This is a genomic window from Anaeromyxobacter soli, assembly GCF_022808855.1.
GTDB classification, from domain to species: domain Bacteria; phylum Myxococcota; class Myxococcia; order Myxococcales; family Anaeromyxobacteraceae; genus Anaeromyxobacter; species Anaeromyxobacter soli.
The window spans coordinates 36,512-60,856 of sequence record NZ_JAKZLF010000032.1; the positions used below are offsets into that span (position 1 = coordinate 36,512).

Here is a 24,345-nt window from a genome sequence, read left to right on the forward strand (position 1 = left end):
AGCCGCTCGAGCAAGAACACCCGCCAGAGCCATGTCACCGCGCAAGAAAGAACACTTGCAGATCGCCGGACGGGAGGTCGCCATCTCCAATCCGGACAAGCTCTACTTCCGCGAGGCGGGCGTCACCAAGCTCGAGCTCGTGCAGTACTACCTGAGCGTGGCCGAGGGAGCGCTGCGCGGCGTGCGCGGCCGGCCGATGGCGCTGAAGCGCTACGTCGACGGGGCCGAGGGCGAGTTCTTCTTCCAGAAGCGCGCGCCGGAGTCGCGGCCGCCCTGGGTCGAGGTCGTCGAGCTCAGGTTCCCCTCGGGTCGCAGCGCCGAGGAGATCGTGGTCCGGGACGCGGCGCAGCTCGCCTGGGTGGTGAACCTGGGCTGCATCGACCTCAACCCGCATCCGGTGCGCGCCGCCGATCTCGAGCACCCCGACGAGCTGCGCGTGGACCTCGACCCGATGCCGGGCGTGGAGTGGGACCAGCTCCGGCGCGTCGCGCTGCTCGTGGACGAGGTGCTGCGCGAGCACGGCCTCGTGGGCTGGCCGAAGACGAGCGGCTCGCGCGGCATCCACGTGAACGCGCGCCTCGAGCCGCGCTGGACCTTCACCGACGTTCGCCAGGCGGCGCTGGCGCTCGCCCGCGAGGTGGAGCGGCGCGCGCCGGAGCTCGCGACGAGCAAGTGGTGGAAGGAGGAACGGCACGGCGTCTTCATCGACTACAACCAGAACGCGAAGGACCGCACCGTCGCCTCCGCGTACTCGGTGCGGCCCACGGCCGACGCGCGGGTGTCCGCGCCCATCACCTGGGCCGAGCTGCCCGCCTGCGACCCGGCCGACTTCACGCTGCGCACGGTCCCGGCGCGCTTCGCGCGGCTCGGGGACGTGGGGGCCGGCATCGACGACGCGGCAGGCTCGCTCGAGTCGCTGCTCGAGCTCGCGGCGCGCCAGCGTGCGGAGGGCCTCGGCGACGCGCCGTGGCCGCCGCACTACGCGAAGGGGGCCGAGGAGCCCGCGCGCGTCGCGCCCTCCCGGCGCAAGGGGGCGCCGCGCCGCCCGAGCCATCCGCTCGCCGTCGTCGCGCGCGCGGCGAGGAAGGAGGACGCGCTCGAAGGTCTCGAGCGCTGGAAGGCGCGCCACCCGGAGGCCGCCGCGCGCCTCGCGCCCGAGGACGTGCTCGTGGACGCGATGCGCGGCCGGTACACGACCTGGACCCGCGTGCGCGTGAATCTGAGGAACGTGCCGGAGGGCGAGCGGCCTCGCGACGAGCCGCCCGACCCGGACTTCGACCAGGCGATGTGGGATCCGCGCCAGTGAGGCCCGGGCGATCCTCGCGAGCCGTGCCTAAGACGCGTCCTCGAGATCGCCCGCGCCCTGAGGCCGCGGTCGTCTCACCTGCCCGGGGCGAGCTCCCCCTTGCGGAGCGCGCCGGCCTGCGCCGAACCCCCCGCGCGGCGTCCGAGGCGCCGAGCGCACGGGCTCGCCTGGAGGTCCCCGTGCGCTCGTGCACGCCTTCACGCGTTCGTCACCTGCGGTCGCGTGCACTCCCGCCGGCGCGGCGCTACGCTCGCCCGTCGAGGCGCGAGGTCATCGCGGAGGACGGATGGAGAGCCCGGCGCACGCCGTGCCCAAGGAGGTGCTCACCCCGCGCACCGGCGCCGACGTGGCGCCGGCCGGCGGAGCCGCGGGCGTGGCCGCCGACGCCGCCGCGGCGGTCGCGCGCGAGCTCGCGGCCCCCACCGCCAAGCTCGACCCTGCGCTGCTCGTCAACCGCGAGCTCTCGCTCGTCGCGTTCCAGTGGCGCGTCTTCGACGAGGTCCGCGACCCCGCGAACCCGCTGCTCGAGCGGGTGCGCTTCCTCTCCATCGTGTCGTCGAACCTCGACGAGCTCTTCATGATCCGCGTCGCCGGCCTCGAGCAGCAGGTGGCCTCCGGGGTGACGGAGCCTTCGTCCGACGGGCTGACGCCGCTGCAGCAGCTCGCCGAGCTGCGCCGCGAGACCTTGCGGCTCAACCGCGAGCTCGGCGTGGCGTGGCAGGACGAGCTCCTGCCCGCCCTCGACGCGGCCGGCCTCCACGTCCTCGATCACTCCCAGCTCGACCCGAAGCAGGCCGCGTGGGCGCGCGCCTACTTCGACGAGATGGTGATGCCGGTCCTGACGCCGCTCGCCTTCGACCCCGGCCGTCCGTTCCCCCACATCTCGAACCTGAGCCTCAATCTCGCCGTGGTCGTGGAGGACGAGGGCGTCGCCCGGTTCGCCCGCATCAAGGTCCCGGACACGCTCCCGCGGCTCGTGCCGATCGGCCGATCCAGCGCGGGCTTCGACGCGTCGGGGACGGCCCGCCGGCACCACGCGTTCGTCTGGCTCGAGCAGCTCGTCGCCGCGCACGTGGACCGGCTGTTCCCCGGGGTGCGCGTCAAGAGCGTGCACCCGTTCCGCGTCACCCGCGACGCGGAGATGGAGCTGCAGGAGCTGGAGGCAGCGGACCTGCTCGCCTCGGTCGAGCACGGGGTGCGCGAGCGCCGCTTCGGCTCGGTGGTGCGGCTCGTCGTGACGCCCGGCATGCCCGAGCCCGTCCGCGACCTCCTCGTCCAGAACCTCGAGATCCAGCCGCGGAACGTGCACGTCCTCGAGGGGCCGCTGGGGCTGTCCGGTGTGGGCGCGCTCGCCGCCGTGGAGCGCAGCGATCTCAAGTTCCCGCCGCTGTCCCCCGCCGTCCCGCCCGCCTTCGCGCGAGGCGACGAGGACGTGTTCGCCGCGATCCGGCGCCGGGACGTGCTCATCCACCATCCGTTCGAGTCGTTCGGGCCCGTCGTCGAGTTCCTGAGGGCCGCCGCGCGGGATCCCGACGTGCTCGCCATCAAGATGACGCTGTACCGCGTCGGGCGGAACTCGCCGGTCGTGGAGGCGCTCCTCGAGGCGAACCAGAACCGCAAGCAGGTGGCGGTGCTCGTGGAGCTGAAGGCGCGCTTCGACGAGGAGAGCAACATCGGGTGGGCGCGGGCGCTCGAGGCCGACGGCGTCCACGTCATCTACGGGCTCCTCGGGCTGAAGACGCACTCCAAGATCGCGCTCGTCGTCCGGCGCGAGGGCGACCGGCTCGCGCGCTACGTCCACCTGTCCACCGGGAACTACAACGCGGTCACCGCCACCGCGTACACGGACCTCGGGCTCTTCACGGCGGACCCCGAGATCGGCGAGGACGCGACGCAGCTCTTCAACTACCTCACGGGCTACGCGCACCCGAAGGTGTTCCAGCGCCTGCTCGTCGCGCCGGTGAACCTGCGCGAGCGGCTCGTCGAGCTCATCGACCGCGAGATCGCCCACGCGCGCGCCGGCCGCGGCGGGCACCTCGTGTTCAAGGTGAACGCGCTCGCCGACGAGCAGATGGCGGAGCCGCTCGTCCGCGCGGCCCAGGCGGGCGTCAAGGTGGACCTGCTCGTGCGCGGGATCTGCTGCCTGCGCCCGGAGGTCCCGGGCTACACCGAGAACGTGCGCGTCACGAGCATCGTGGGGAGGTTCCTCGAGCACAGCCGGATCTTCTGGTTCCGCAACGCCGGGGCGGAGGAGGTCTACCTCGGCAGCGCAGATCTCATGCGCCGGAACCTGTCGAGGCGGGTCGAGGTGCTGTTCCCGGTCAGGGATCCCGCGCTCGTGCGCCACCTGCGCGACGGCGTGCTGTCCCTCTACCTCGCCGACAACTGCCGGACGCGCCGCATGCGGCCGGACGGTGAGTACGAGCGGCTCCGTCCGGCCGAGGGCGAGCCGCAGGTGGACGCGCAGGCGCGGCTGCTCGCCTCCCCGTCGGCCCCGGTCGCGCCGGACGCTCGCGACTGATGCGCCCGGCGCTGCGCGGCGCGGATCACTCACCCAGCGCGGCGCCGTCCACGGACTCCACGCGGATGTCCGCCACGCGCACTTCCCCCACGTCCGGCTCGAGCTCGCGCGCGAAGAGCTCGGCCGCCTCGCGATCATCCCAGGCCAGGACGTGACCGACGTGCTCTGCGCCTTCGGCGCCATACGAGCAGACGAAGACGGATTCGCGCAGCATGCGAGCTCCTCGGGCGAGAACGAGGCCCGGTTCTAATCCGCGTCGCTCCGGGCGCGCCAGCCCTCGAGGTGTCCGCGCCGACCGTCACGAGTTCGTCACGCGTCCGTCGCATCGTTGCCGTGCCAGCGGGCCGTCGGCCACGGGCGAGCGTGGGCTCCCCCGTTCTCGGAGCAACGATCGGGTCATCGCCCGGCCGGGTTCCCGTGCCGACCGCCGGCCGTGCTCCGCGCCGTCCGGCCATCGAGCGCCCCGCTCCGCCGATCGCAGCGAAGCGGCGCCGTGCCCGGCGTGAGACGGCCGAGGAGGTCGCGGCGCGCGCGGACCGCGTCGCGCGTGCGGGCCACCCGCGATGATCCTCTGCGATCGGCCGGCGCGCGTGATGTGTCGGGCTTATTCGCGAGGATCGCGCTACACTTCATAGATGAATCCCCCGCGCGCCAGCTTCGCCGTTCGAGCGCACGTCGTAGGCATCGAGCAGATCGAGAAGAATCGCTACGTCGTCACGGTCGACGGGCAGCGGTTCGCGAGCTTCTGCTCCGAGAGCCGCGCGCGGGCGGCGGGCCGGCTCGAGGCGCGGCGGCTCGACTTCGTCGCCCACGAGGCGTCGGGCTCGCGGCGGTAGCGCAAGGGCGCGCGAGGCGAGCGGGGGAGAGCGGGGACGCGCTCCCCTCGTTATGTCCGGGCGATGCCAGAGAGCGTCACCGAGCTCGAGGAGCACCGCGCGGCCGTCACCGGGCACTGCTACCGGATGCTGGGCTCGGCCGTGGACGCCGACGACGCGGTCCAGGAGACGATGGTCCGGGCGTGGAGAGGCCTCGAGCGCTTCGACGGGCGCTCCTCGCTGCGCACCTGGCTCTATCGCATCGCGACGAACGTCTGCCTCGACGCGCTCGCCGATCGCTCCCGGCGAGAGCGTCCCGTCGAGGAGGGTCCCGCCGGAACGGTGGACGACCCGCTCGTCGAGCACCCTCGCACGCACTGGCTCGAGCCGGTCCCCGACGCGCACGTCGTGCCGTCGGACGCCGGCCCGGCGGAGCGGGCGGTGCTCCGCCAGAGCATCCGGCTCGCGTTCGTGGCGGCGCTCCAGCACCTTCCCCCGAGGCAGCGCGCCGCGCTCCTGCTCACGGAGGTGCTCGGCTGGTCCGCCGCGGAGGTGGCCGAGAGCCTCGACACCTCGATCCCGGCGGTGAACAGCGCGCTGCAGCGGGCGCGCGCCACGCTCGCCGCGCGCGACCTCGGCGAGTCGAGCGGCTCGCTCTCCGCAGCGCAGTCCGCGCTGCTCGCTCGCTACGTCGAGGCATTCGAGCGCTACGACGTGAACGCGCTCACCGCGCTCCTGCACGAGGACGCGACCCTGTCCATGCCGCCCTACACGCTGTGGCTCCGCGGCCCGGCGGCGATCCGCGACTGGCTCCTCGGCCGGGGCTGTGGCTGCCGCGGGTCGCGACTCGTCCCGACGGCGGCCTCCGGCTCGCCCGCGTTCGCGCAGTACCGTCCCGCCGAGCACGGGGGCCACGAGGCGTGGGGGCTCATCGTGCTCGAGCTCGAGGGCGATCGCGTCTCTGCCTGGACCTCGTTCCTCGACACCGCGACGCTCTTCCCGAGGTTCGGGCTTCCGCTCGTGCTCCCTCCGTAGGAAGCGGCGCGGAAGGGCGGCTCGGTGCGGCGGGCGCTCGCCGGTAGCTTCGCGCACCGGCTCCTGCCCTGGCCGACGGCATGAAGGCCGATGTCTGCCGGAGGTGCCGATCGGGGTGCACCGATGAGTCGGCGGCGCGCACGCGGTCCAGGGATCAGACGACATCGGGGTCGAGCTCGACGCGACGCGCGACTCCGACGAACCCCTGGAGGCAGACATGGCAACGAGGCGTCCCCGCAAGCTCTTCGTGAACCTGGCCGTGCGCGACCTGGACCGCTCGAAGGAGTTCTTCACCAAGCTCGGCTTCGAGTTCGACCCGAGGTTCACGGACGAGAAGGCCACCTGCATGCTCGTCGGCGAGGACGCGTACGTGATGCTCCTCACCGAGCCGTTCTTCAAGACGTTCACGAAGAAGGGCCTCTGCGACACGCTCCTGCAGAACGAGGCGCTCTGCGCGCTCTCGTGCGAGAGCCGCGCCGAGGTGGACGAGCTCGTGAAGAAGGCGGTCGCGGCGGGAGGCAAGCACGCGATGGAGCCGCAGGATCACGGCTTCATGTACGGCTGGAGCTTCTACGACCCCGACGGCCACCACTGGGAAGTGCTGTGGATGGACCCCAAGGCGCTCGAGCGCTGAGGAAAGGACGGATGCGATGAAGGGAATCACCCCGTTCCTGTGGTTCGACGGTAAGGCCGAGGAGGCCGCGAGGTTCTACACGTCCGTCTTCAAGGGCTCGAAGCTCGGAGCGATCACGCGCTACGGAGAGGCAGGCCCCGGGCCCAAGGGGTCGGTGATGACCGCGACGTTCGAGGTCGCCGGGCAGGAGTTCATCGCCTTGAACGGCGAACCGATCTTCAAGTTCACGCCGGCCATCTCGTTCGTCGTGAACTGCGAGACGCAGCAGGAGGTAGACGAGTACTGGGAGAAGCTCTCCGCGGGCGGCTCGACGAACCAGTGCGGCTGGCTCACCGACAGGTACGGGGTGTCCTGGCAGATCGTGCCGACCGCGATGGAGCGGCTCATGTCGGACCCGGATCCGGCGAAGGCGAACCGCGTGATGAAGGCGATGCTCCAGATGACGAAGCTCGACATCGCGGGGTTGGAGCGGGCTTACCGGCAGGGATAGTCGAGCCCGGCTCACGCCGTTGCTCGGAGAGTGGGAGCTCTCCGAGCAACGGCGCACTCGAGCCCGAGCCGCACGAGCGCTGACTAACGGTGACGTGGCGGTGCGGCGTGAGGGCCCGCGGCGACACCGCCCCCGCGGTGCGGCGCGGGCGCGATACCGCGCGAGGGGAAGCTGCCGCCGGACGGGGGCGGGGCGGGGCGCGCACCGAAGTAGGGGCCGGGACGGCCACCGTACGAGGGCCAGACGCCGCGATGTGGCCCAGGCCCGTAGTGCCACTGCCCCGGGTACCGCCACCAGCCATGCCCGTACCAGCCGAAGCGCGCCGCGCCGTAGAACCCGAAGTACGGCCACGGTCCGAAGCCCCAGACCCACGGTGCGACGACCCATGACCAGCCGTATGACGGATAGTAAACGTACATGTACGGCGCGCCGTAACCGGAAGGCGGCACATAGGTGAAGGCGTCCGCGTACGGCATCCAGATCCAGCCGTACTGCGCCGTGTAGACCCATTGGCCTTCCGGAACCGAGGAGGGCGGCGGCGGAAGCTTCGACGGAGCGGGCGGAGGAGCCTCTTCGAGCGGGGCGGTCGGAGGAGAGGGCGATTCCTGCTCCGTCTGCAGGCCGGACTCACCAGCCTGCGCCAGCTCGGGGACCGTGGTGATGAGCGGACCCGCGCGTGCTGCGAGAACCGCGCCGTCGTCGTTCCCACCGGCGAGGCCAGGTAACAGCGCGAGCGCCGCACTGAAGACGACAGCTCGAGGGTGCTTCGTCATGACCTCCACCCGCCTGGAAGCATAGCGGGCAGCTCCCCTCGATGCAGTCTCGTTTGGCCGATGAGAGGGCGTCACCGCGGCGGGCGTGGGCCGCGAGACCCGTGGCCAAGTTGGCTGTTGCGGGCAGGGCGCGCGCTTCGCATCTCTCCGCTCCGGGAGGGCGTGCCATGCGGATCGGGATCATCGGCTCGGGGAACATCGGCGGGACGGCTGCGAGGCTGTTCACGGAGGCGGGCCACGAGGTGGCGCTCAGTCATGCGAGCGGTCCCCACTCGCTGCGCGACCAGGTCGCCGCGCTCGGACCGCGCGCGAGGGCGACGACCGTCGAGGAGGCGGCTGAGCTCGGCGAGGTCGTGCTCATCGCCATCCCATGGCGCAACCGGCGGGAGCTCCCCGCCGAGCGGCTGCGAGGCAAGATCGTCGTCGACGCGATGAACCCGTATCGCCCCGACTTCAAGCTCTACGAGCTGGGGGACTCGACGTCGAGCGAGGAGGTCGCGCGGGTCATCCCCGGCGCGCGGCTCGTCAAGGCGCTCAACCACCTGTACGCGAACGACCTCGCGACGCGTGGCAGGCGCGACCGTCCGCCCGAGGAGCGGGTCGCGCTGCTCATCGCCGGGGACGACCCGGACGCGAAGCGGGTGGTCGCGAACCTCGTCGAGGAGATGGGGTTCGCTCCGGTGGACACAGGCTCCCTCCGCTACGGCGGGCGCCTCCAGGAGCCGGGCAGCCCCCTCTATGGCCGCATCGTGTCCGGAACCGACGCCCAGGCGGCGCTCCGGCGGGGAGACGAGGCGCGCAGCGGGAGCAGATCGGGAGCCGCGCGGCAGCACTAGGTCTGGACTCGTCAGTGTCGCGGGAGCTGAGCACAGTGATCATGGAGACGGACCAGGAAGGAGACGCACGTGGTCCAGGCCGCCACGAAGTCATTCGCCAAGAGCATTCACGGCGTTCGCTATCAGGTGAAAGACGTCGCTCGCTCTGTAGCGTTCTATACGCAACATCTCGGGTTCGAGCTGGAGCACCAGCAGCTCCCCGCGTTTGCGAGCGTCTCTCTGGGTGACGCGCAGCTTCTGCTCAGCGGTCCAGGCGCGTCAGGCTCGCGGCCGATGCCGAATGGGCAGCAGCAGGAGCCGGGCGGCTGGAACCGGGTAGTGCTGAAGGTCGCGGATCTTCCCGGATTCATCACTGAACTGAAGAAAGCAGGGGTTCACTTTCGCAACGAGATGGAAACAGGCCCTGGCGGTCGACAAATCCAAATCGAGGACGCAGATGGGAATCCCATCGAGCTCTTCGAGCCTGCTCGATGATGCCGCGCGCGATCGTGATCAGCGGAGCGGTCGGAGCGCTCGGGACCGCTCTCTGTCGCTACCTCGTGGAGCGCGGGTACCGGGTGGCCGGCGTCGGGCTCGCCCGTCACGCGGAGCGCCTCCGCAAGCTCGAGCAGGAGCTCGGGGCGGGTTTCGCCGGCTTCCCGCTCCAGGAGGACTCGACCGCGGCCTGGGACGCGGCCCTCGGCGCGGTGAGCGCGCGCCTCGGCCCGATCTCCGGCGCGGCGCTGGTCGCGGGCGGCTGGCGCGGTGGCCGGCGCTTCCACGAGGAAGGCGACGAGGGCACCTGGCGAAGCATGCTGGACGATAACCTCGAGTCGGCCCAGCGGGCGCTTCGCGCGCTGGTGCCGCGGCTGGTCGCGCAGCGCGCGGGCAGCGTGGTCGTGATCGGGTCCCGCAACGTCGAGCGGCCGTGGTCGGGCGCCGGCGCCGCCGCCTACACCGTCGCGAAGAGCGCCGTCGTCGCGCTCGCACGCGTGATCGCCGCGGAGGTACTGGACGCCGGCGTTCGGGTGAACGCTGTCCTCCCCAGCACGATCGACACGGCGGCGAACCGCGGCGCGATGCCGGACGCCGACGCGTCGCGCTGGGTGGAGCCGGAGTCGGTCGCCGCGGTCATCGAGTTCTTGCTCTCGGACGCGGCACGGGACGTGAGCGGCGCGGTCGTGCCGGTCTACGGGCGCGCCTGAGAAGTCAACGAGCACGCCGCCGGGAGGCAGCGCGAGAGCGCCGTCAGGAGGACAGCCAGGAGCGGAGCTTCGCGTACACCTCGGGTCGGCTCAGGAGGTCGAGGTGCTTCGTCCCGTGGGCGATCCACCGGTGCGCCTCCGGGAACCCGAGCGTCAGCTCCGGTCTCTCGTGCACGCCGAGCGCGCTGTCGACGGGGACGAGTCCGTCGGTCGGGCGCTTCCTCGCGGCGCCCTGCACGGCCGCGCTCCCGGCGATCGCGTAGCACCGCGCGCCCTGCGGCAGCGGGAGCGGGACGCGGTCGTCGCGACCGTGCGCGAAGCGGTCGCGGCCTTCCCAGTGCGCGTCGAGGACGTTGCCGTGGCGCATGTCGGTGACGCCGGCGCTCCGGAGCTTGCCGAGCCGCGCGAGCGGCGCGCTGTACCGGCTGACGCCGAGCAACAGATCGATCCAGTGGCCGCCGCGCTCGAGCGGTGCGCCGTGATGAGGCGTGCCGAGGCAGACGAGCGCGCGCAGCTTTCGCCGCCACGCGTGGTCCTCCGCCTCGCCGAAGTGGCACGCGCTCCGCGCCACGAGCCCGCCCATGCTGTGCGCCAGGAGGACGAGGTCGTCGACGGGCGTGGGCCAGGCCGCGACGAGCTGCTCGAGCAGCCCGGCGAAGGCGCGCCCATTCACCGACACGTGCAGGCCGGAGTTGTAGTGGAGGTAGATCGGCGTGAACCCGAGATCGCGGGCGAGCGCCGCGCCGTGGTCGTGCCCGCGCCGGGTCCACTGGCGATCGTTCACGCACGAGCCGTGCACGAGGACGAGGAGCTTGCCGGTCGCCCGCGGGAACGCGAGCCGCAGCGCGTCGGGGTGGAGCTCCAGCGGGCGACCGTCGCTGCGGAGCCGCATCTCGATCGCGAGCGGGTTCCCGCTCGCCGCCAGGTAGTCGCCGAGGACACCGTTCAGCGCGGCCACCACCGCTTCACGTCCGAGCCCCGGCGGGCGGTCGCCGAGCAGCGGCGCGGCGAGGGGTTCGAGCCGGGCGAGGGCCGCGTCGATCCCGTCGCCGACCAGCCGTGTCACCCCGCGCACGCTCCCGTAGACCGGGCGGGTGAGGAGCTGGACGGGGCGCTCGAGCGGGCGGCCGAGGACGGCCGGGCCGGCGCCGATTCCGTGATGCATCGCCTCGACGACGTCCGCGATGCGGTTCGTCGCCTCGATCACGAGACGACTCGCGCCCCGCAGGTCGAGGATCGGGCTGCGCGGTGCCTTCGGGGATCGTTCGCGCGGCGGCATCGCAAAGACGATAACGCCAGACCGAGAGGCTGCGTGGAGCGGCCCTACGAAGGCCCCCCACGAAGCGGCGGATGCCTCAGCGGGCGGGGCGCCGCCGTCCCGCGGCTTCGGCCCGGGTGCCGCGCCAGCGCGTCGGGGTCTCGCCCGTCCAGCGCCTGAACGCGCGGGCGAAGGCGCTCTGCTCGGCGAAGCCGAGGAGCCAGCTCACCTCCGCCATCGAGACGTCGCGCGCCTCGAGGTAGACCCGGGCGCGCTCGCGCCTCACCTCGTCGACCACGGCCGCGAAGCTCGTCCCCTCGGCGCCGAGCCTCCGCTGCAGGGTCCGGGACGAAGTGCCCAGCGAGCGCGCCACGCGGGAGAGCGACGGCTCCTTCCCGGGCAGGTCGGCGGCGATGGCGTCCCGCGCCCGGGCCGCTGCGCTCTCCGGTGGCGACGCGCGGGCGAGGAGGGCGCGCGCGTGCTCGTCCAGGGCGGCGAACAGCGTACGGTCGCCCGTGCGCGTCGGCGCGTCCCAAGCCGCTCGCGGCAGCGAGAGCGCCGGGGCGGCGGCGCCGAAAGCGGGCTCGGCGCCGAAGACGCGCGCGTGCTCGCGCGTGTCCGGCGGGCGCGGGAACGCAAGGCGCACCGCCACGACCGCACCGGGCGCCACGTGGCGAACGCGCGAGGCCAGGATCGCGAGCGTGTATTCCTCCGCCTGCGGCGGCAGCGCCACGCGGGTGCCGCGGAAGACGAGCGCGACCGCGTCCTCCTCCTCGTCGACGGCGAGCGAGGCGCGCGGATCCACGAGCGGGAAGTACGCGGCGACGCGGCGAAGCCCCTCGCCCACCGTCGCGCCGCTCGCCCCAAGGTAGTCGAGGACGCGGAAGGCGCCGAACGGCGTCTGCTCGGCGGCGTGGAGCGACAGGGCCGGGTCCGCGGCTGCGCCGTACGCCTCCCGCCAGACGGCGTCCGCGCGCGCGGCGGGGATCCGCGCGTCCGGGTCGTCGAGGAGCGCGCGGCCCACCCCGGCGCGCGCGAGGAGGGCGTCGGTATCGAGCCCGAGCCGCGCGCATGCCTCCACGAGCGCGCGGGTCGCGACAGGGAGGACGGTGACGCTCACGGCGCCGAGCCTAGCACCGCGCCTGGCGCGCACGGCCGAACGGTTGGCGCCCTCGGTCGAGACGGTCGGCGCCCCTCGCGCGTAGGTTCCGCCCATGAAGCCGCGGCAACCGCCGCGAGAAAGGAGAAACCCCGTGACCAGCCTCGCCGCCTCCGGCCCCATCGCCATCGCGTCGCCTGCCGAGCGCGATGGCGACTCGCTCGCCGACCGCGTCCCCGCCTGGGCGCTGTCCCTCGCGGGCATCGTCCTCGTCTTCCTCGCCGGAAATCGCGGGGGGACGGCGCTCCTCGCCTGGGTCGCTCCGGTCCCGCTCGCTCTCGCCGCAGTGCGCCTCCGCGGCTGGCGCCGCCGACTCGTGCTCCTCGCGGTATGCGCCGCGGCCCTCTCGCTGCAATCGCTGAAGATGGTGACGCCTCCCGTCGCCGCGCCGTTCGCGCTCCTCTTCGGCGTGCCGCTCGGCGCCCTCGTCTGGCTCACCCTCGTCCTCTGGGACGCGATCCGCCGGCATGCCGGGGCGGCGTGGTCGATCCTCGCGTTCGCCGCGCTGACCGCCCTCGGGGACGTCATCGGCTTCGCGCTGTCGCCCGCGGGCCACTGGGCGGCCTTCGCGGCGAGCCAGTCCGACAACCTGCCGCTCCTTCAGCTCGCCTCACTCGGCGGCCTCGGTTTCGTCGGTTTCGTCATGGCCCTGCCCGCCGGCGCCGCCGCGGCGCTCCTCGCCTCTTCCGCGCCGGACCGACCCTGGCGGACCTCCATCGCCGCCGCCACGATCGTCGTCGCGGCGCATGTCTGGGGATCGCTGCGCCTCGATGCCGCGGACGCAGGGCCGACGGTGCGCGTCGCCGCAGTCACGGTCGACTTCCCCGAGCCGCTCACGAGCATGGAGGACCTTCGCGGGAACGTGGACGTGCTCTTCGCCCGCTCCGAGCTCGCCGCCCGCCGCGGCGCCGAGCTCGTCGTCTGGAACGAGGTCGCGACGCTCGTGGAACCGAGCCAGGAGGCGGCGCTCCTCGCGCGCGGCGCCGACTTCGCCCGCAGGGAAGGCGTCGACCTGGTCCTCGCCTACGGCGTCGTCGTGTCGAGCGCGCCGTTCGTCATCGACAACGCCTACGTGTGGCTCGGCACGAAGGGCGAGACCCTCGAGCGGTACCGCAAGCATGTCCTCCCACCCGGCGAGCCGTCGCTGCGCGGCGAGGAGCCGCTGCGCGTCCTGGATCGTTCGTGGGGCCGGGCCGCCGGCGCGATCTGCTACGACTATGACTTCCCGGCGCTCGCGCGCGCCCACGCCCGCGGAGGCGCCGGCGTGGTCGCCCTGCCGTCCTCGGATTGGCGCGGCATCGACCCGCAGCACACGCTCATGGCGCGCGTGCGCGCCATCGAGGGCGGGATGTCGGTGGTCCGCGCCGTACGCGCGGCCACGTCGATGGCCTTCGACCCGTACGGCCGCGTGCGCGCGAGTCTGTCGGCCTGGGAGCGGAACGAGCGCGTCATGCTCGCGACGGTTCCCACTGCGCAGGTCAGGACCGTTTACGCGTCGCTCGGGGATGCGCCGGTGGTGTTCGCGGCGCTCGCGCTCCTGGGCGGAGCGGCGGCGGCGGGCGTGCGCCGCCGACTCGGCCGTCACGCAACCCGATCGAGCTAGAGGTCAATGGTGACGGCAGCGGGTATCCGACGGCTTCTCGATTGGCGCTCAACTCGGCACGAGGTCGCGGCGAGCCGGCGGACGCAGGGCCCAAGACCCGCCGACGAGGCCGAGCTGGATGATCGGGTAGACGAGAGCGACGGCGCCATCGCCGACGGCCAGGTGGGAGACGACTGCTCCCGTGTAGTTGAAGACCGCGCCGGCGTATGCCCACTCCTTGAGCCGGGGAAAGCGCGGGACGAGCAGCGCCACCGCGCCGAGAACCTTCCAGACTCCGAGGATGACCAGGAAATAGGCCGGGTAGCCCAGGTGCTCGATGACGCCGCGGACGTACGGTATTCGCAGGATGTCCCACACTCCTGCCAACGCCAGCTCCATGGCGACGAGCAGGGTCGTGACCCAATACGCGATGGCGCGCCGTCGCGAGGCGGCGCGGCTGTCGAGGTCCGGCATGACTCCTCCGACGTCAGGCGGATGAACGCTTCGCTCGGCGTCCGCGCCGCCCTGGGCGCAAGGGGAGCATTGGGCGTGCCGGTCCACCTCCTCGCACCAGGCGTGGATGAGGGGCTGGCCTACCGGCGTCGGGGGTCGGGAACGTCGCCTTTCCGACAGGGACGTAAAGAATCCCTACGCGCCGAGAACGTGGATCACACGCTCGCCAACACGGTCGCCGATGGCGTTCTCAGAGCGCTCGGCGCCGCTCGCCCGCGAGCGTGGTGAGCCGCCGCCGGACGAAGCCGATGTGCTCCCGCAGCACGTAGAACTGGTCGGCGAAGGCGACGGGGAGCTTGAGCGCGTCGGCACGACGCTCGATCGCGTCGAGCCGGTCGAGGAGCCCGGCCTGGTGCTCGGCCGCGTGGTCCAGCACGTCGCGCTCGAGCTCCAGGAGCGAGCCGTAGATCCGGTACAGGCGGGCCCGCACGCGCCAGGCGTAGACCTGGGGCACGAGCCGGAACACCGGGACGAGGAGGAGCACGAGCGGCACCAGCACCATCAGGAAACGATCGGCGAGGCTCGCCGCCCAGAACGGCAGCATGCGGTAGAGCCAGCGCTTGCCGGACTCGTAGTAGCGCCGGGCATCGGCGCTGAGCGGCAGATCGTGCTCGCGGGCCACCGGGAACTCGCCCGCTCTCTGCAGCAGGAACGGACGGCCGTGGACCTCGCGCATCGTCTCGATCAGCAGGTCCGAGATGGCCGGGTGCAGGTCGGCGCGCGCGACCAGCTCCACCGACGACGCGACCAGATCGAGGTCCGTGGCGGGCATGTTGTGGGCGAGATCGTAGGCGCCCATCGGGATGACGACGCGATCGAGGTCCTGGAACTTCCTCAGGTACGCCTCGACCTGCGAGAGCTGCAGCACGTGCACGCCCGGACGCTCGATGATGCTGCGGATCACCCGCGGCGACGCCGAGTCGCCCATGAGGAAGGCGGCGTCGACGTAGCCCTGCTCGAGCGCGTCTCCGACGAGGTCGTCGTCGAGGTCGAGCATCGTGGTGGGCCCTCCGGGCTCGATGCCGTTGGCCTTGAGCAGCGCGAGCGCGAGCACCCGGGTGCCGCTGCCCTCCGGCCCGATGACGAGCCGCTTCCCGGCGAGCGCCGAGAGCCGGTCGGGCGGCGCCGCGCCGTGCACGAGGATGTAGAGCGGCTGGCGCGAGATGGTGCCGAGCGAGGCGAGCTCGCGTCGCCGCTCTCCGGGCTGCGGGTCGGGCAGCTTCACCCCCACCTGGACGAAGCCCACGTCCACGCCGGCGTCCGGATCGGCGAGCCGCCTGAGGTTCTCGAGCGAGCCGTTCGACGGCCTGACCTTCAGGGTGACGCCGTTCGCGGCGAACGCCTTCGAGTAGCGTTCTGCCGCGCGCTGGAAGCTCGAGCCGTCGGGCCCGGTCGAGATGGTGATCGTGGACGGCGCCGCCGGGCGGACGAAGTGCAGCACCGCCCAGATCGCCGCCGAGAGCGCGAGCGCGACCGGTACCACGGTGACGAACAGGTCGCGCGACGAGACGCGCCGGAAGCGGGCCCAGCGGTGAGGCTTCTCGATCTTGTCCATGGCGGCTCTCGCGCGTTTTCTCATACTTCACCTTCGACCGGCAGTCGGACGCGCTCGCGTCGGGGCTCGCGTGCGTACTCCCGCGTCATCCCGATCTCGGACTCCGCTTCGTCGATGAGACGAGATCTCGAGCGGCAGCGGCTCGGGCATCGCCACCCCCGAGAGCGTAGATCAGATCTCTCGGATCAAGGCAGTGGGACACCGCCATGAGACAGGCCGCAGCGAACGCGCCCAACCCTGTGGGAGGCGTCCGCGAACGCCTTCCGGACGTCCGACGCGGGCCGGCCGGCGCGGAGGAGCGCGGCCATCGCCCGCATCGGCCCGTTCACGTGCCGGAAGAACGTCCGGTAGGCTGCGCAGAGGTAGTTGAGGCCGGGCTCCCCGTCCGGAGTCTCGATGAACCGGTCCTTGGGGCAGCCGCCGTGGCAGGCGAACCGGACGTCGCATCGGCGGCAATGTTCCGGCAGCGTGTCGCGCTTGTCCGTCCCGAACCTGCGCTGCCGATCCGATGCCACGAGCTCGGCGAGCCGCGTCTCCAGCACGTTCCCCAGACGGTGCGCGTCGTCGACGAAGTGATCGCACGAGTAGACGTCGCCACGGTGCTCGAGCACGACGGCGTCGCCGCACGTCTCCGCGAACACGCAGAGCGAGGAGCGGCCCAGGTACCAGGACTCGAGCGCCACGTCGAACGCCTGCACGTACACGTCCCCGACGTCCTCGCGGATCCACTCGTCGAAGATCTCGACCAGGAACTGGCCGTAGTCCTCGGCGCGTACGGAGCGCGTGGTCACCGCGCCCGCGCCCCTCGTCTCGTCCCGCTCGACGATGGGGATGAGCTGGATGAACGGTGACACCTCCTCCTTGAGGAAGCGATAGACGTCGAGCGGGTACGGCGCGTTCGCGGCGTGCACCGCGGCGAGCGCGTTGAGACGGACCCCGTGCGAGCTCAGGAGCCTCACGCCGCGCATCACGCGATCGAAGGTCGGACGACCGCTCTTGTCCACGCGGAAGGCGTCGTGCAGGGCGCGCGGCCCGTCGACGGAGACCCCTACGAGGAAGTCGTGCTCGGCGAGGAACGCGCACCACTCTTCGTCGAGCAGCGTGGCGTTCGTCTGCAGCACGTGCTCGACCGTGGTGCCGGCGCGCCGGTACTGCTGCTCGACCGCGATCGACCGCCGGAAGAAGTCGAGATCCAGCAGCGTCGGCTCGCCGCCCTGCCACGCGATCGTGACGGCGCCGCCCCGCCCCGCCTCGAGCCGCTGCCGCACGAACGCCTCGAGGACCTCGTCGGACATTCGAGACGTCGAGCCCGGATGGAGCCGCTCCTTCTCGAGGTAGAAGCAGTACTTGCAGTCGAGGTTGCAGATCGCGCCCGCCGGCTTGGCGAGGACGTGGAACGCCGCTGTCGGAGGCGCCGCCATCAGTCGAACCGGACCTGCTCCTCGAGCCGCTCGGCCGCGGTCAGCTCCACCGCCTCACCGAGATCGAGCTGGACGCGCTGGATGATCCCCGTGAACCGGAACGGGAGGCGATCGCGGTACCCGCCCCACACCGGCGAGAGCGAATCCTGGCCCACGTCGAAGCACTCCCCGAACCTGCCGGTCACCTGCTTCTCGACCCGCCCCTCGCCGACGACGCGGCCGTCACAGAGGAGCCGCACCGTCGCGCCGCCGCCGCGCTCGCGCGGATCGTCGCACCGGAACTCCAGGCGCAGCTCGACACGGCCGGCGGGGAGCGGTGCGTCGGAGACGACGTCGTACCGATCGTAGTCGAAGCGGTTGTAGTGGTAGCGGAGCCGGCCGCCGTCCACGAACAGCGTCCACCCGGAGCAGTCGCCGCCCATGCAGGCGATGACGCCCTCCGCGCCGCCCTCCGGGACCTCGGCCGTGACCGTGAGGACGTGATCCACGTTCGACGTCCGCGGCGCACTCCCCTCCGGCAGCCGCACGAGGCCCGGGTCGAGCACGAGCCGGGTCCGCCCGGCGAAGAACCCCGGGCGCAGGGATGGATCGGCCCGCTCCACGAACCGGTCGTCGAGCGGCAGCACCCCGTGCTTCCCGGCCTCGGCGAGGAACAGGTCCCGGAGCTCGCGCAGCTTCTCCGGATGGCGCGCCGCGAGGTCCTCGGCCTGGCTGAAGTCGTCGCGCAGGTCGTAAAGCTCCCAGCGGTCCTCGGCGAAGTCGGCGCTGCCGCTCGTCTCCCACGGAAGCCGCCCGTGGCGGCAGGCCGCGAACCAGCCGTCGCGATAGATGCCGCGATTGCCGAGCATCTCGAAGTACTGCGTGTGCTTGCGGGTGGGCGCGTCCGCGTTCAGCCGGTCGAACGTGTACGCCATGCTGACGCCTTCGATCGGCTTCTGCGTCACGCCGTTGAGCATCGTCGGCTCGGCGATCCCTGCCACCTCGAGGAGGGTCGGCACCACGTCCACGACGTGGTGGAACTGGAACCGCTTCGCGCCGCGGTCCGCGATCCACGCTGGCCAGCTCACGATGAGGCCGTTGCGCGTCCCGCCGAGGTGCGAGGCGACCTGCTTCACCCACTGGAACGGCGTGTCGCCTGCCCAGGCCCAGCCCACGGCGTAGTGGGGCCAGGTCCCCGGGAGCCCGATCTCGTCGATCCGCGCGAGGGTCTGATCGAGCGGCGGCTCGACGCCGCTCATCGACGCCGTCTCGTTGATCGTGCCGTGGAGGCTCCCCTCCGCGCTCGAGCCGTTGTCGCCGAGGATGTAGAGGAAGAGCGTGTTCTCGAGCTCGCCGAGCTCCTCGAGCGTCTCGACGAGGCGACCGACCTCGAAGTCGGTGTGCTCCTGGAAATCGGCGAAGTTTTCCATCTGGCGCGCGAAGAGCCGCTGCTCCTCCGGACCGAAGGAATCCCAGGCCGGCAGCTCCGCGGGGCGCAGCGTCAGCCGCGTGCCGGGGGGAACGACGCCGAGCTCGAGCTGGCGCGCGAGGACGAGCTCGCGGTAGCGGTCCCAGCCCATGTCGAACCGCCCCGCGTTGCGGCCGCGCCACGCGAGCGGCGGCTGGTGCGGGCCGTGGACGGCGCCGGGCGCGAAGTGCACGAACAGCGGCCGGGCCGGCGCGATCGTCTTCTGGCGACGCATCCACGCGATGCAGTCGTCCGCGAGGTCCGTGGTGAGGTGATACCCCTCCTCCGGCGTCCTCGGCGGCGCGACGGGCGTGGTGTCGCGATACAGCGCCGGGTAGAACTGATCCGTCTCCCCGCCGAGGAACCCGTAGAAGTAGTCGAAGCCGCGCCGGCTCGGCCAGTGGTCGAACGGCCCGGCCGCGCTCGTGTGCCCGTCGGGCACGTTGTGGTTCTTGCCCCACCAGCCCGTCGACCAGCCGTTCTGGGACAGGATCTCGGAGATCATCGCGCAGCTCCGCGGGATCATCCCCGAGTAGCCCGGATAGCCGGTCGCCATCTCCGCCACGACGCCCGTCGCGGCAGAGTGGTGGTTGCGGCCGGTCAGCAGGGCCGCGCGCGTCGGTGCGCACAGCGCCGTCGTGTGGAACGCGCAGTACTGCAGCCCTTCGCGGGCGAGCCGCTCCGCCGTCGGCATGCGGCACAGCCCCCCGTACGCGCTCGACACCGCCCAGCCGGCGTCGTCCAGCAGCACGATCACCACGTTCGCCGCGTGCGGCGGCGCCTGCGCGGGCGCCGGATAGTCGGGGCGCGAGTCCTCGTGCGTGAGGCCGATCTCCGCGCCCGCGAAGCGGTGCTCCGGCTTCGGGTAGACCTCGCGCTCGACGTGCCGCGGGAAACCCTCCTTCTCGCGCGCCATGCTCCCCCCTCCCCGCCGGCTCCCGCCGTGCCGAGAAGATAGGCTGGAGCGAGCCGCCATGCGGAAGACGACGCTGCCCAGGGACACGCTCGCCGGCCTGGTGAACGCGGTGGTGAGCGTGCCCGACGGGCTCGCCTCCGCAGCGCTCGCGGGCGTGAACCCCGTGTACGGCCTATACACCAGCGTCGCCGCGCCGCTCGCCGGGAGCGCGCTCGTGAGCGCCCAGCTCATGCAGATCGCCACGACGAGCGCCGCCGCGCTCGTTGCCCGCCAGGCGGTCGCCGCCCAACCCGCAGAGCGGCGTCCGGAGGCGATCTTCCTCCTTGCGGTCGTCGCAGGGCTCTTCCTCGTGGTGTTCGGCCTCCTGCGAATGGGCCGTCTCTCCCGCTTCGTCTCTCACGCGGTGATGACCGGGTTCCTGGGCGGCGTCTCGGTCGTGCTCGTCCTGGATCAGCTCGCGCCGCTCGTGGGGTTCGCGGCTCGGGGGCGCAATCCCGTGGCCGAGCTCGCGAACCTCCTCGCGAACGTCGGCCGGTTCGACCCTCGCACCATCGTGGCCGGCGTGCTGGCGCTCGGCCTCGCGTCGGGGCTCCGCCGCACGCGGCTCGCGACGTGGTCGTCCCTCGTCGCGCTCCTCGTGCCGACGGTGCTCGTCCTCCTCGCGGGGTGGGAGGGCGTGCAGCAGGTCTCGGACGTCAGCCCCATCCCTCGCGGGTTCCCGCTCCCCGCGCTCCCGCATCTCGATCTCCTGTCGCCCGAGCTGCTCGCCTCGGGGTTCGCGCTCGCGGTCGTCATCGCGGTCCAGGGTGTCGGCGTCAGCCAGACGGTCGAGAACCCCGATGGCCGGCCCGTCAATCCGTCGCGGGACCTGATCGCGCAGGGTGCCGCCAACGTGGCGAGCGGGCTGCTCTCCGGGATCCCCGCGGGTGCCTCGGTCGGGCAGACCGCGCTCAACGTCGCCATGCGCGCTCGGAGCCGGTGGGCCGGGATCCTGTCGGGCGCGTGGATGCTCGTCATCGTGCTGCTCGTGCCCGGGCTGGTCGGCCTCGTCCCCATGGCCGTCCTGGCAGCCCTGATGATCATCGCGGGCCTCGGCGCGCTCGACCTGCGGGAGGCGCGCTCGATCTGGGCGACGGGCGGAGCGGCGCGCTGGGCGATCGCCGTGACCTTCGCCGCGACGCTCGTGCTGTCGGTGCCGGTCGCGGTCGGGGTCGGCGTCGTCCTGTCGATCATGATGCACCTCGCGTCGGCGAGCGACGTCACCGTGAGGGCGCTCGTGCGGCTCCCCGACGGCCGATTCGCGGAGGAGAAGCCGCCGCCGCGCCTCGCCAGCGAGGCGGTCACCGTCCTGCACACGCAGGGCAGTCTCTTCTTCGCCGGCGCGCGCCGGCTCGAGGAGTCGCTTCCGAGCCCCGTGGGCGCCGTCCGGCCAGTGGTGGTGCTCCGGCTCCGCGGGCGGACGCGCGTCGGCGCGACGCTCATCGAGGTGCTCGATTCGTACGCCGACGAGCTCGAGGCGGTCGGCGGTCGACTCTACCTGAGCGGCGTGGAAGGCGCGGTCCGCGATCAGCTCCGGCGCACCGGGAAGCTCGATCTCGAGCGCGTGGTGCGCGTCGTTCCGGCGACGACGATCCTCGGCGATTCGACGGCGCAGGCCCTCGCGTCGGCGAGCGCATGGCTCGGGCGCCCCCGCGCCACGCGGCCGCGCGCGGGCAGCGCGTGAGCGGTGTCCTACGTGGTCCGCCGGCGCGGGATCCAGGTCCCCGCCTGTCCGCGGGCGCGTCTGCGCAGCACCTTGGCGACCGGGAACAGCACGCCGAGCGCCACGAGCGACGAGATCACCACCATTACCAGCGTCCGCGGATCGTGGAAGCTCCCCGAGGCGACCACCGTCGCGGCCGCGATGTTGCGCTGCGCGGTTGCCAGGCCGAGCACCCCGCGGCTCTCGTCGCTCGGGCCGCCGAACCCGTAGCCGACGACGAACGCGAACGCGACGACCAGGAGCGCCGCGAGGATCGCGCCCGTCCCGAAGACGTCGAGGATCGCGCGCAGGTTCAGCATCACGACCGTCGCGACCATCACGATGAGCGCGAGGGTGGACAGCTTCCCGAGCGCCGGTCGGACGCGCGCCGCCCAGCGCGGCGATCTCGCCCCGACGAGGAAGCCGACGGCCATCGGCAGGACCATCGTCACGACCAGCGGCCGCGCGATGGCGCCGGCGCCGACGTCGGCGGCGTCCGGCACCGCGATGGGCACCGTGATCGTCATGAAGACGACGGTGGCCGGGATGAGGAGCAGGAGCAGCGTCGCGCTCAGCCCGACGTCGTGTTCGGCGTGCTCCGTGAGCTTGACGAGGAACGGCGCCCCCGCGGCCACGCCGATGAGGATGAGCCCGACCTCGAGGGAGCGGTCGAGCGACAGGTGTCTGGCCACCACGACGGCGATCACCGGGACGAAGACGAAGTTCGGGACGAGCACGCGGAGGACGAGCCGCAGGTCGCGGAGCGGAGCGACGACCTCGCGCAGCGAGTGGCCGAGGCCGAGCGACAGCATGCTCGCGACCGCGAAGACGGCGACGCTGGCGCCCGAGAGGGCGGAGACGAGCTCGGTCATGCGCCAAGGAGGTGCGCACCGGCGCGGCGGGGGACAAGGCAGATCGAGGCAGTGGGACGCCCGGCCATCAGACCCGCGCGTCGCCCGCAAGCCCAGGGGCGCAGAGCGCGCCCCGGGCTCCCGCTCACCATACCGAGACGACGAACGCGGCGGCGGTGGCGAGCCAGCCCAGGAGGAGGATCGGGCCGAGCGGATAGACGTGCGGGATCTCCAGGCAGAGATCGCGGCGGGCGCAGGTGAGCCGCCGCCTGCCGAGGAGCTGGCACCGGAGGCACTGGAGCGCGCCCGGGCTCCGCTCCCGGGCCGTGCCGAGCGCCAGCCGCGTTCGAGCGAACGTCCCGGCTCCGCCGGGCACCCCCGTCGGCGCCACGCCGGCTCCGTCGACCGTGGGACCCGCGGTGCTCGCCACGAGCTCCACCCACGGCGTGCAACCGTCCACCCCCGTCGGGGGACACATCCCGTCCGCCTCGCTCCAGCTGCCCCGATCCACCAGCACCCGTGTCGCCATGGTCGCCTCCTCGGTATGACGTGAGGATGCTGGGCGACTGGTCGTTGAAACAGGGCCGGATCCGACATTATCGATGTGCCAGTGCGCACCTGGTCTCTCGCCCTCGCGATCGACCGCGCCGACCCCGCGCCCGTGGTGCGCCAGGTCGCGCGCGGGATCGCCTCGCACGTCGCCGCGGGGCGGCTCCGCCCCGGCGAGCGGCTCCCCGGATCGCGCGAGCTCGCGCGCATCCTCGGCCTGCACCGCAACACGGTCTTGGCCGCCTACGCCGAGCTGCTCGCGGAGGGATGGGTGCAGTCGTCCGGCGGCCGCGGAACCTTCGTCTCTCCCGAGATCCCGGCCGCGCTCAGGCGGCGGGCCGGCGGCCCGGGAGCGGGAAGTCGGGCTCCAGGATTCGCGCTCGGGCCGGCCCCGTCGCCGCGGGGGGTGATCGCGGCGCAGCCCGGCGTGCTCAACCTCGTGAGCGGCATCCCGGATCTGCGGCTCGTGCCGGTGGACGCGATCGCGCGCGCCTACCGCCGGGCGCTGCGGCGCCCCGGGATCCTCGGCTATGGCGACCCCGCGGGCGAGGAACGCCTCCGGACGGCGATCGGCCAGATGCTCCGCTCGACCCGCGGCCTGGAGCCGGATCCCGCCGGGCTCCTCGTGACGCGCGGGAGCCAGCTTGCGCTCACCGTGACGGCGCGGGCGCTCTTCCGCCCCGGGGACATCGTCGCGGTGGAGGCGCCCGGGTACGCCGCGGCGTGGGACGTCTTCCGGGCCGCGGGCGCGCACGTGGTGCCGCTCCCGGTGGACGAGGAGGGGCTCCGGGTGGACGCGCTCGAGGCGCTGACCCGGCGCGGGAAGGTGCGCGCCGTCTACCTGACGCCGCACCACCAGTACCCGACCACGGTGACGCTCCCCGCCGCGCGCCGCATCGCGCTCCTCCGCCTCGCGGCCGTGGAGCGCCTCGCCGTCCTAGAGGACGACTACGACAGCGAGTTCCACTACGACGGCGCGCCGGTGCTGCCGCTCGCCGCGAACGACCCGGCCGGCGTCGTCGTGCACGTCGGGACGCTATCCAAGATCCTCGCGCCCGGCCTGCGCATCGGCTACGTGCACGCGGCGCCCGAGGTGATCCGGTGCCTCGCCGAGCACCGCCGCTACGTCGACCGCCAGGGCGACCGGGCGCTCGAGGTCGCCGTCGCCGAGCTGATCGAGGACGGGGAGCTGCAGCAGCACGTCTGGCGGATGCGCCGCCGCTACGCCGCGCGCCGCGACGCGCTCGCCGAGGCGCTGCGCGCGCGGCTCGCCGGCGCGCCGAGTTCGCGGTGCCCGCCGGCGGCATGGCGCTGTGGTGCAGGACGGCGCCGGACCTCGACGCCGATCGCTGGGCCGAGGAGGGCCCGCGCGCGGGCGTGCTGTTCCACGCCGGGAGCGACTTCACGTTCGAGCGCGAGCCCTATCCCGCGCTGCAGCTCGGGTTCGCGCTGCTGGAGGAGCGAGAGCTCGGCGAGGCGGTGCGACGGATGGCGGTCGCGCTCGAGGCGGCGGGCAGGCCGGGACCGGCGGAGAGCGGCGGTCGCACAAAGGGGCGGCGGGCCTGACACGGAGGTCGGCCGGTCGATTCCGCTGCCGCGCCGCGCGTCCGGCACGACGGCGCCGGGGCCGCGCTAGTGTCCTGAGTCGGAAGTCCGTCGGCAGAATCGTTCAATGCTGGCGAGGATCTCGTCGGCGGACTTCGTCCAGACGAAGGGCTTAGGCGCCGCGTTCGTGATCGAGATGAACCGTTCGATCGCG

The 24,345-nt window shown here is 72.7% G+C and carries 21 protein-coding genes and 1 pseudogene; 12 read left to right on the top strand and 10 right to left on the bottom strand.

Going from position 1 to position 24,345, the window contains the following annotated elements:
• Positions 1–55 precede the first annotated feature (55 nt).
• Both MLV88_RS18830 and ppk1 read left to right on the top strand, forming a co-directional pair.
• Positions 56–1,306 (top strand): DNA polymerase domain-containing protein, encoded by a 1,251-nt coding sequence (locus MLV88_RS18830; RefSeq protein WP_242352061.1) that lies wholly within the window; start codon positions 56–58, stop codon positions 1,304–1,306.
• 286 nt (positions 1,307–1,592) lie between these two features.
• Complete coding sequence (gene ppk1, locus MLV88_RS18835) at positions 1,593–3,827, top strand: polyphosphate kinase 1 (RefSeq protein WP_242333246.1); 2,235 nt, start codon at positions 1,593–1,595, stop codon at positions 3,825–3,827.
• 25 nt (positions 3,828–3,852) lie between these two features.
• Here ppk1 and MLV88_RS18840 read toward each other — a convergent pair whose 3' ends face one another.
• Complete coding sequence (locus MLV88_RS18840; protein ID WP_242333248.1) at positions 3,853–4,041, bottom strand: hypothetical protein; 189 nt, start codon at positions 4,039–4,041, stop codon at positions 3,853–3,855.
• A gap of 421 nt (positions 4,042–4,462) precedes the next feature.
• Between MLV88_RS18840 and MLV88_RS18845 the strand changes: the two genes are divergently transcribed.
• From MLV88_RS18845 to MLV88_RS18875, 7 genes are all read left to right on the top strand, one after another.
• A complete protein-coding gene (locus MLV88_RS18845; protein ID WP_242333250.1) occupies positions 4,463–4,663 on the top strand; it encodes a hypothetical protein in 201 nt (66 codons plus the stop codon).
• A 63-nt stretch (positions 4,664–4,726) separates the two neighbouring features.
• A complete protein-coding gene (locus tag MLV88_RS18850) occupies positions 4,727–5,677 on the top strand; it encodes a sigma-70 family RNA polymerase sigma factor (protein WP_242333252.1) in 951 nt (316 codons plus the stop codon).
• Positions 5,678–5,894: 217 nt separating this feature from the next.
• On the top strand, positions 5,895–6,311 hold the full coding sequence (locus MLV88_RS18855; protein WP_242333254.1) for a VOC family protein: 417 nt from the start codon (positions 5,895–5,897) through the stop codon (positions 6,309–6,311).
• Positions 6,312–6,327: 16 nt separating this feature from the next.
• On the top strand, positions 6,328–6,801 hold the full coding sequence (locus MLV88_RS18860; protein WP_242333256.1) for a VOC family protein: 474 nt from the start codon (positions 6,328–6,330) through the stop codon (positions 6,799–6,801).
• Between the two features lie 940 nt (positions 6,802–7,741).
• Positions 7,742–8,410 (top strand): NADPH-dependent F420 reductase, encoded by a 669-nt coding sequence (locus MLV88_RS18865; protein ID WP_242352062.1) that lies wholly within the window; start codon positions 7,742–7,744, stop codon positions 8,408–8,410.
• A gap of 69 nt (positions 8,411–8,479) precedes the next feature.
• Positions 8,480–8,884 carry a VOC family protein gene (locus tag MLV88_RS18870; protein ID WP_242352063.1) on the top strand — a complete coding sequence of 135 codons (405 nt, stop codon included), beginning with the start codon at positions 8,480–8,482 and terminating at the stop codon, positions 8,882–8,884.
• Positions 8,884–9,594: an SDR family oxidoreductase gene (locus MLV88_RS18875; protein WP_243338376.1), complete on the top strand. Its 711-nt coding sequence runs from the start codon at positions 8,884–8,886 to the stop codon at positions 9,592–9,594. Before MLV88_RS18870 ends, MLV88_RS18875 begins: the two co-directional genes overlap by 1 nt.
• A gap of 43 nt (positions 9,595–9,637) precedes the next feature.
• Here MLV88_RS18875 and MLV88_RS18880 read toward each other — a convergent pair whose 3' ends face one another.
• Together MLV88_RS18880 and MLV88_RS18885 are read right to left on the bottom strand one after the other, a co-directional pair.
• Positions 9,638–10,801: an esterase/lipase family protein gene (locus MLV88_RS18880; protein WP_243338378.1), complete on the bottom strand. Its 1,164-nt coding sequence runs from the start codon at positions 10,799–10,801 to the stop codon at positions 9,638–9,640.
• Between the two features lie 148 nt (positions 10,802–10,949).
• Positions 10,950–11,972 (bottom strand): AraC family transcriptional regulator, encoded by a 1,023-nt coding sequence (locus MLV88_RS18885; protein WP_242359897.1) that lies wholly within the window; start codon positions 11,970–11,972, stop codon positions 10,950–10,952.
• A 133-nt stretch (positions 11,973–12,105) separates the two neighbouring features.
• On the opposite strand from MLV88_RS18885, the gene MLV88_RS18890 reads away from it, so the two are divergent.
• The gene (locus MLV88_RS18890; RefSeq protein WP_242359896.1) at positions 12,106–13,614 is read left to right on the top strand and encodes a nitrilase-related carbon-nitrogen hydrolase; all 1,509 of its coding nucleotides are present in this window, start codon (positions 12,106–12,108) and stop codon (positions 13,612–13,614) included.
• Positions 13,615–13,662: 48 nt separating this feature from the next.
• Here the strand turns inward: MLV88_RS18890 and MLV88_RS18895 are convergent, their stop codons facing one another.
• From MLV88_RS18895 to MLV88_RS18910, 4 genes are all read right to left on the bottom strand, one after another.
• Positions 13,663–14,067, bottom strand: coding sequence for a DoxX family protein (locus tag MLV88_RS18895; protein ID WP_242359895.1), 405 nt, complete (start codon positions 14,065–14,067; stop codon positions 13,663–13,665).
• Positions 14,068–14,296: 229 nt separating this feature from the next.
• Complete coding sequence (locus MLV88_RS18900) at positions 14,297–15,661, bottom strand: TAXI family TRAP transporter solute-binding subunit (protein ID WP_242359894.1); 1,365 nt, start codon at positions 15,659–15,661, stop codon at positions 14,297–14,299.
• 185 nt (positions 15,662–15,846) lie between these two features.
• Entirely contained in the window at positions 15,847–17,082 is a 1,236-nt protein-coding gene (locus MLV88_RS18905) for an anaerobic sulfatase maturase (protein WP_243338380.1), read from the bottom strand.
• Positions 17,082–19,445, bottom strand: a complete 2,364-nt coding sequence (locus tag MLV88_RS18910) for an arylsulfatase (protein ID WP_243338382.1) — start codon at positions 19,443–19,445, stop codon at positions 17,082–17,084. Before MLV88_RS18910 ends, MLV88_RS18905 begins: the two co-directional genes overlap by 1 nt.
• Positions 19,446–19,503: 58 nt before the next feature.
• Between MLV88_RS18910 and MLV88_RS18915 the strand changes: the two genes are divergently transcribed.
• Positions 19,504–21,168 carry a SulP family inorganic anion transporter gene (locus MLV88_RS18915; RefSeq protein ID WP_243338384.1) on the top strand — a complete coding sequence of 555 codons (1,665 nt, stop codon included), beginning with the start codon at positions 19,504–19,506 and terminating at the stop codon, positions 21,166–21,168.
• A gap of 8 nt (positions 21,169–21,176) precedes the next feature.
• Here the strand turns inward: MLV88_RS18915 and MLV88_RS18920 are convergent, their stop codons facing one another.
• Positions 21,177–22,058: a bile acid:sodium symporter family protein gene (locus MLV88_RS18920; RefSeq protein ID WP_242352073.1), complete on the bottom strand. Its 882-nt coding sequence runs from the start codon at positions 22,056–22,058 to the stop codon at positions 21,177–21,179.
• A 124-nt stretch (positions 22,059–22,182) separates the two neighbouring features.
• Positions 22,183–22,566, bottom strand: coding sequence for a hypothetical protein (locus tag MLV88_RS18925; protein WP_243338385.1), 384 nt, complete (start codon positions 22,564–22,566; stop codon positions 22,183–22,185).
• An 81-nt stretch (positions 22,567–22,647) separates the two neighbouring features.
• Between MLV88_RS18925 and pdxR the strand changes: the two genes are divergently transcribed.
• A complete protein-coding gene (pdxR, locus tag MLV88_RS18930; protein ID WP_308197558.1) occupies positions 22,648–24,222 on the top strand; it encodes a MocR-like pyridoxine biosynthesis transcription factor PdxR in 1,575 nt (524 codons plus the stop codon).
• Here the strand turns inward: pdxR and MLV88_RS18935 are convergent.
• Positions 24,219–24,345, bottom strand: a pseudogene (locus MLV88_RS18935) (IS630 family transposase); the annotation flags it as partial. The gene pdxR and the pseudogene MLV88_RS18935 sit on opposite strands and share 4 nt — an antisense overlap.

What these genes read in the sequence shown, in the direction of transcription:
- ppk1 (WP_242333246.1), top strand. Translation starts at nt 1,593, where the DNA reads ATGGAGAGCCCGGCGCACGCCGTGCCCAAGGAGGTGCTCACCCCGCGC.
- MLV88_RS18840 (WP_242333248.1), bottom strand. Translation starts at nt 4,041, where the DNA reads ATGCTGCGCGAATCCGTCTTCGTCTGCTCGTATGGCGCCGAAGGCGCA.
- MLV88_RS18845 (WP_242333250.1), top strand. Translation starts at nt 4,463, where the DNA reads ATGAATCCCCCGCGCGCCAGCTTCGCCGTTCGAGCGCACGTCGTAGGC.
- MLV88_RS18850 (WP_242333252.1), top strand. Translation starts at nt 4,727, where the DNA reads ATGCCAGAGAGCGTCACCGAGCTCGAGGAGCACCGCGCGGCCGTCACC.
- MLV88_RS18855 (WP_242333254.1), top strand. Translation starts at nt 5,895, where the DNA reads ATGGCAACGAGGCGTCCCCGCAAGCTCTTCGTGAACCTGGCCGTGCGC.
- MLV88_RS18860 (WP_242333256.1), top strand. Translation starts at nt 6,328, where the DNA reads ATGAAGGGAATCACCCCGTTCCTGTGGTTCGACGGTAAGGCCGAGGAG.
- MLV88_RS18865 (WP_242352062.1), top strand. Translation starts at nt 7,742, where the DNA reads ATGCGGATCGGGATCATCGGCTCGGGGAACATCGGCGGGACGGCTGCG.
- MLV88_RS18875 (WP_243338376.1), top strand. Translation starts at nt 8,884, where the DNA reads ATGCCGCGCGCGATCGTGATCAGCGGAGCGGTCGGAGCGCTCGGGACC.
- MLV88_RS18895 (WP_242359895.1), bottom strand. Translation starts at nt 14,067, where the DNA reads ATGCCGGACCTCGACAGCCGCGCCGCCTCGCGACGGCGCGCCATCGCG.
- MLV88_RS18900 (WP_242359894.1), bottom strand. Translation starts at nt 15,661, where the DNA reads ATGGACAAGATCGAGAAGCCTCACCGCTGGGCCCGCTTCCGGCGCGTC.
- MLV88_RS18905 (WP_243338380.1), bottom strand. Translation starts at nt 17,082, where the DNA reads ATGGCGGCGCCTCCGACAGCGGCGTTCCACGTCCTCGCCAAGCCGGCG.
- MLV88_RS18910 (WP_243338382.1), bottom strand. Translation starts at nt 19,445, where the DNA reads ATGGCGCGCGAGAAGGAGGGTTTCCCGCGGCACGTCGAGCGCGAGGTC.
- MLV88_RS18915 (WP_243338384.1), top strand. Translation starts at nt 19,504, where the DNA reads ATGCGGAAGACGACGCTGCCCAGGGACACGCTCGCCGGCCTGGTGAAC.
- MLV88_RS18920 (WP_242352073.1), bottom strand. Translation starts at nt 22,058, where the DNA reads ATGACCGAGCTCGTCTCCGCCCTCTCGGGCGCCAGCGTCGCCGTCTTC.
- MLV88_RS18925 (WP_243338385.1), bottom strand. Translation starts at nt 22,566, where the DNA reads ATGGCGACACGGGTGCTGGTGGATCGGGGCAGCTGGAGCGAGGCGGAC.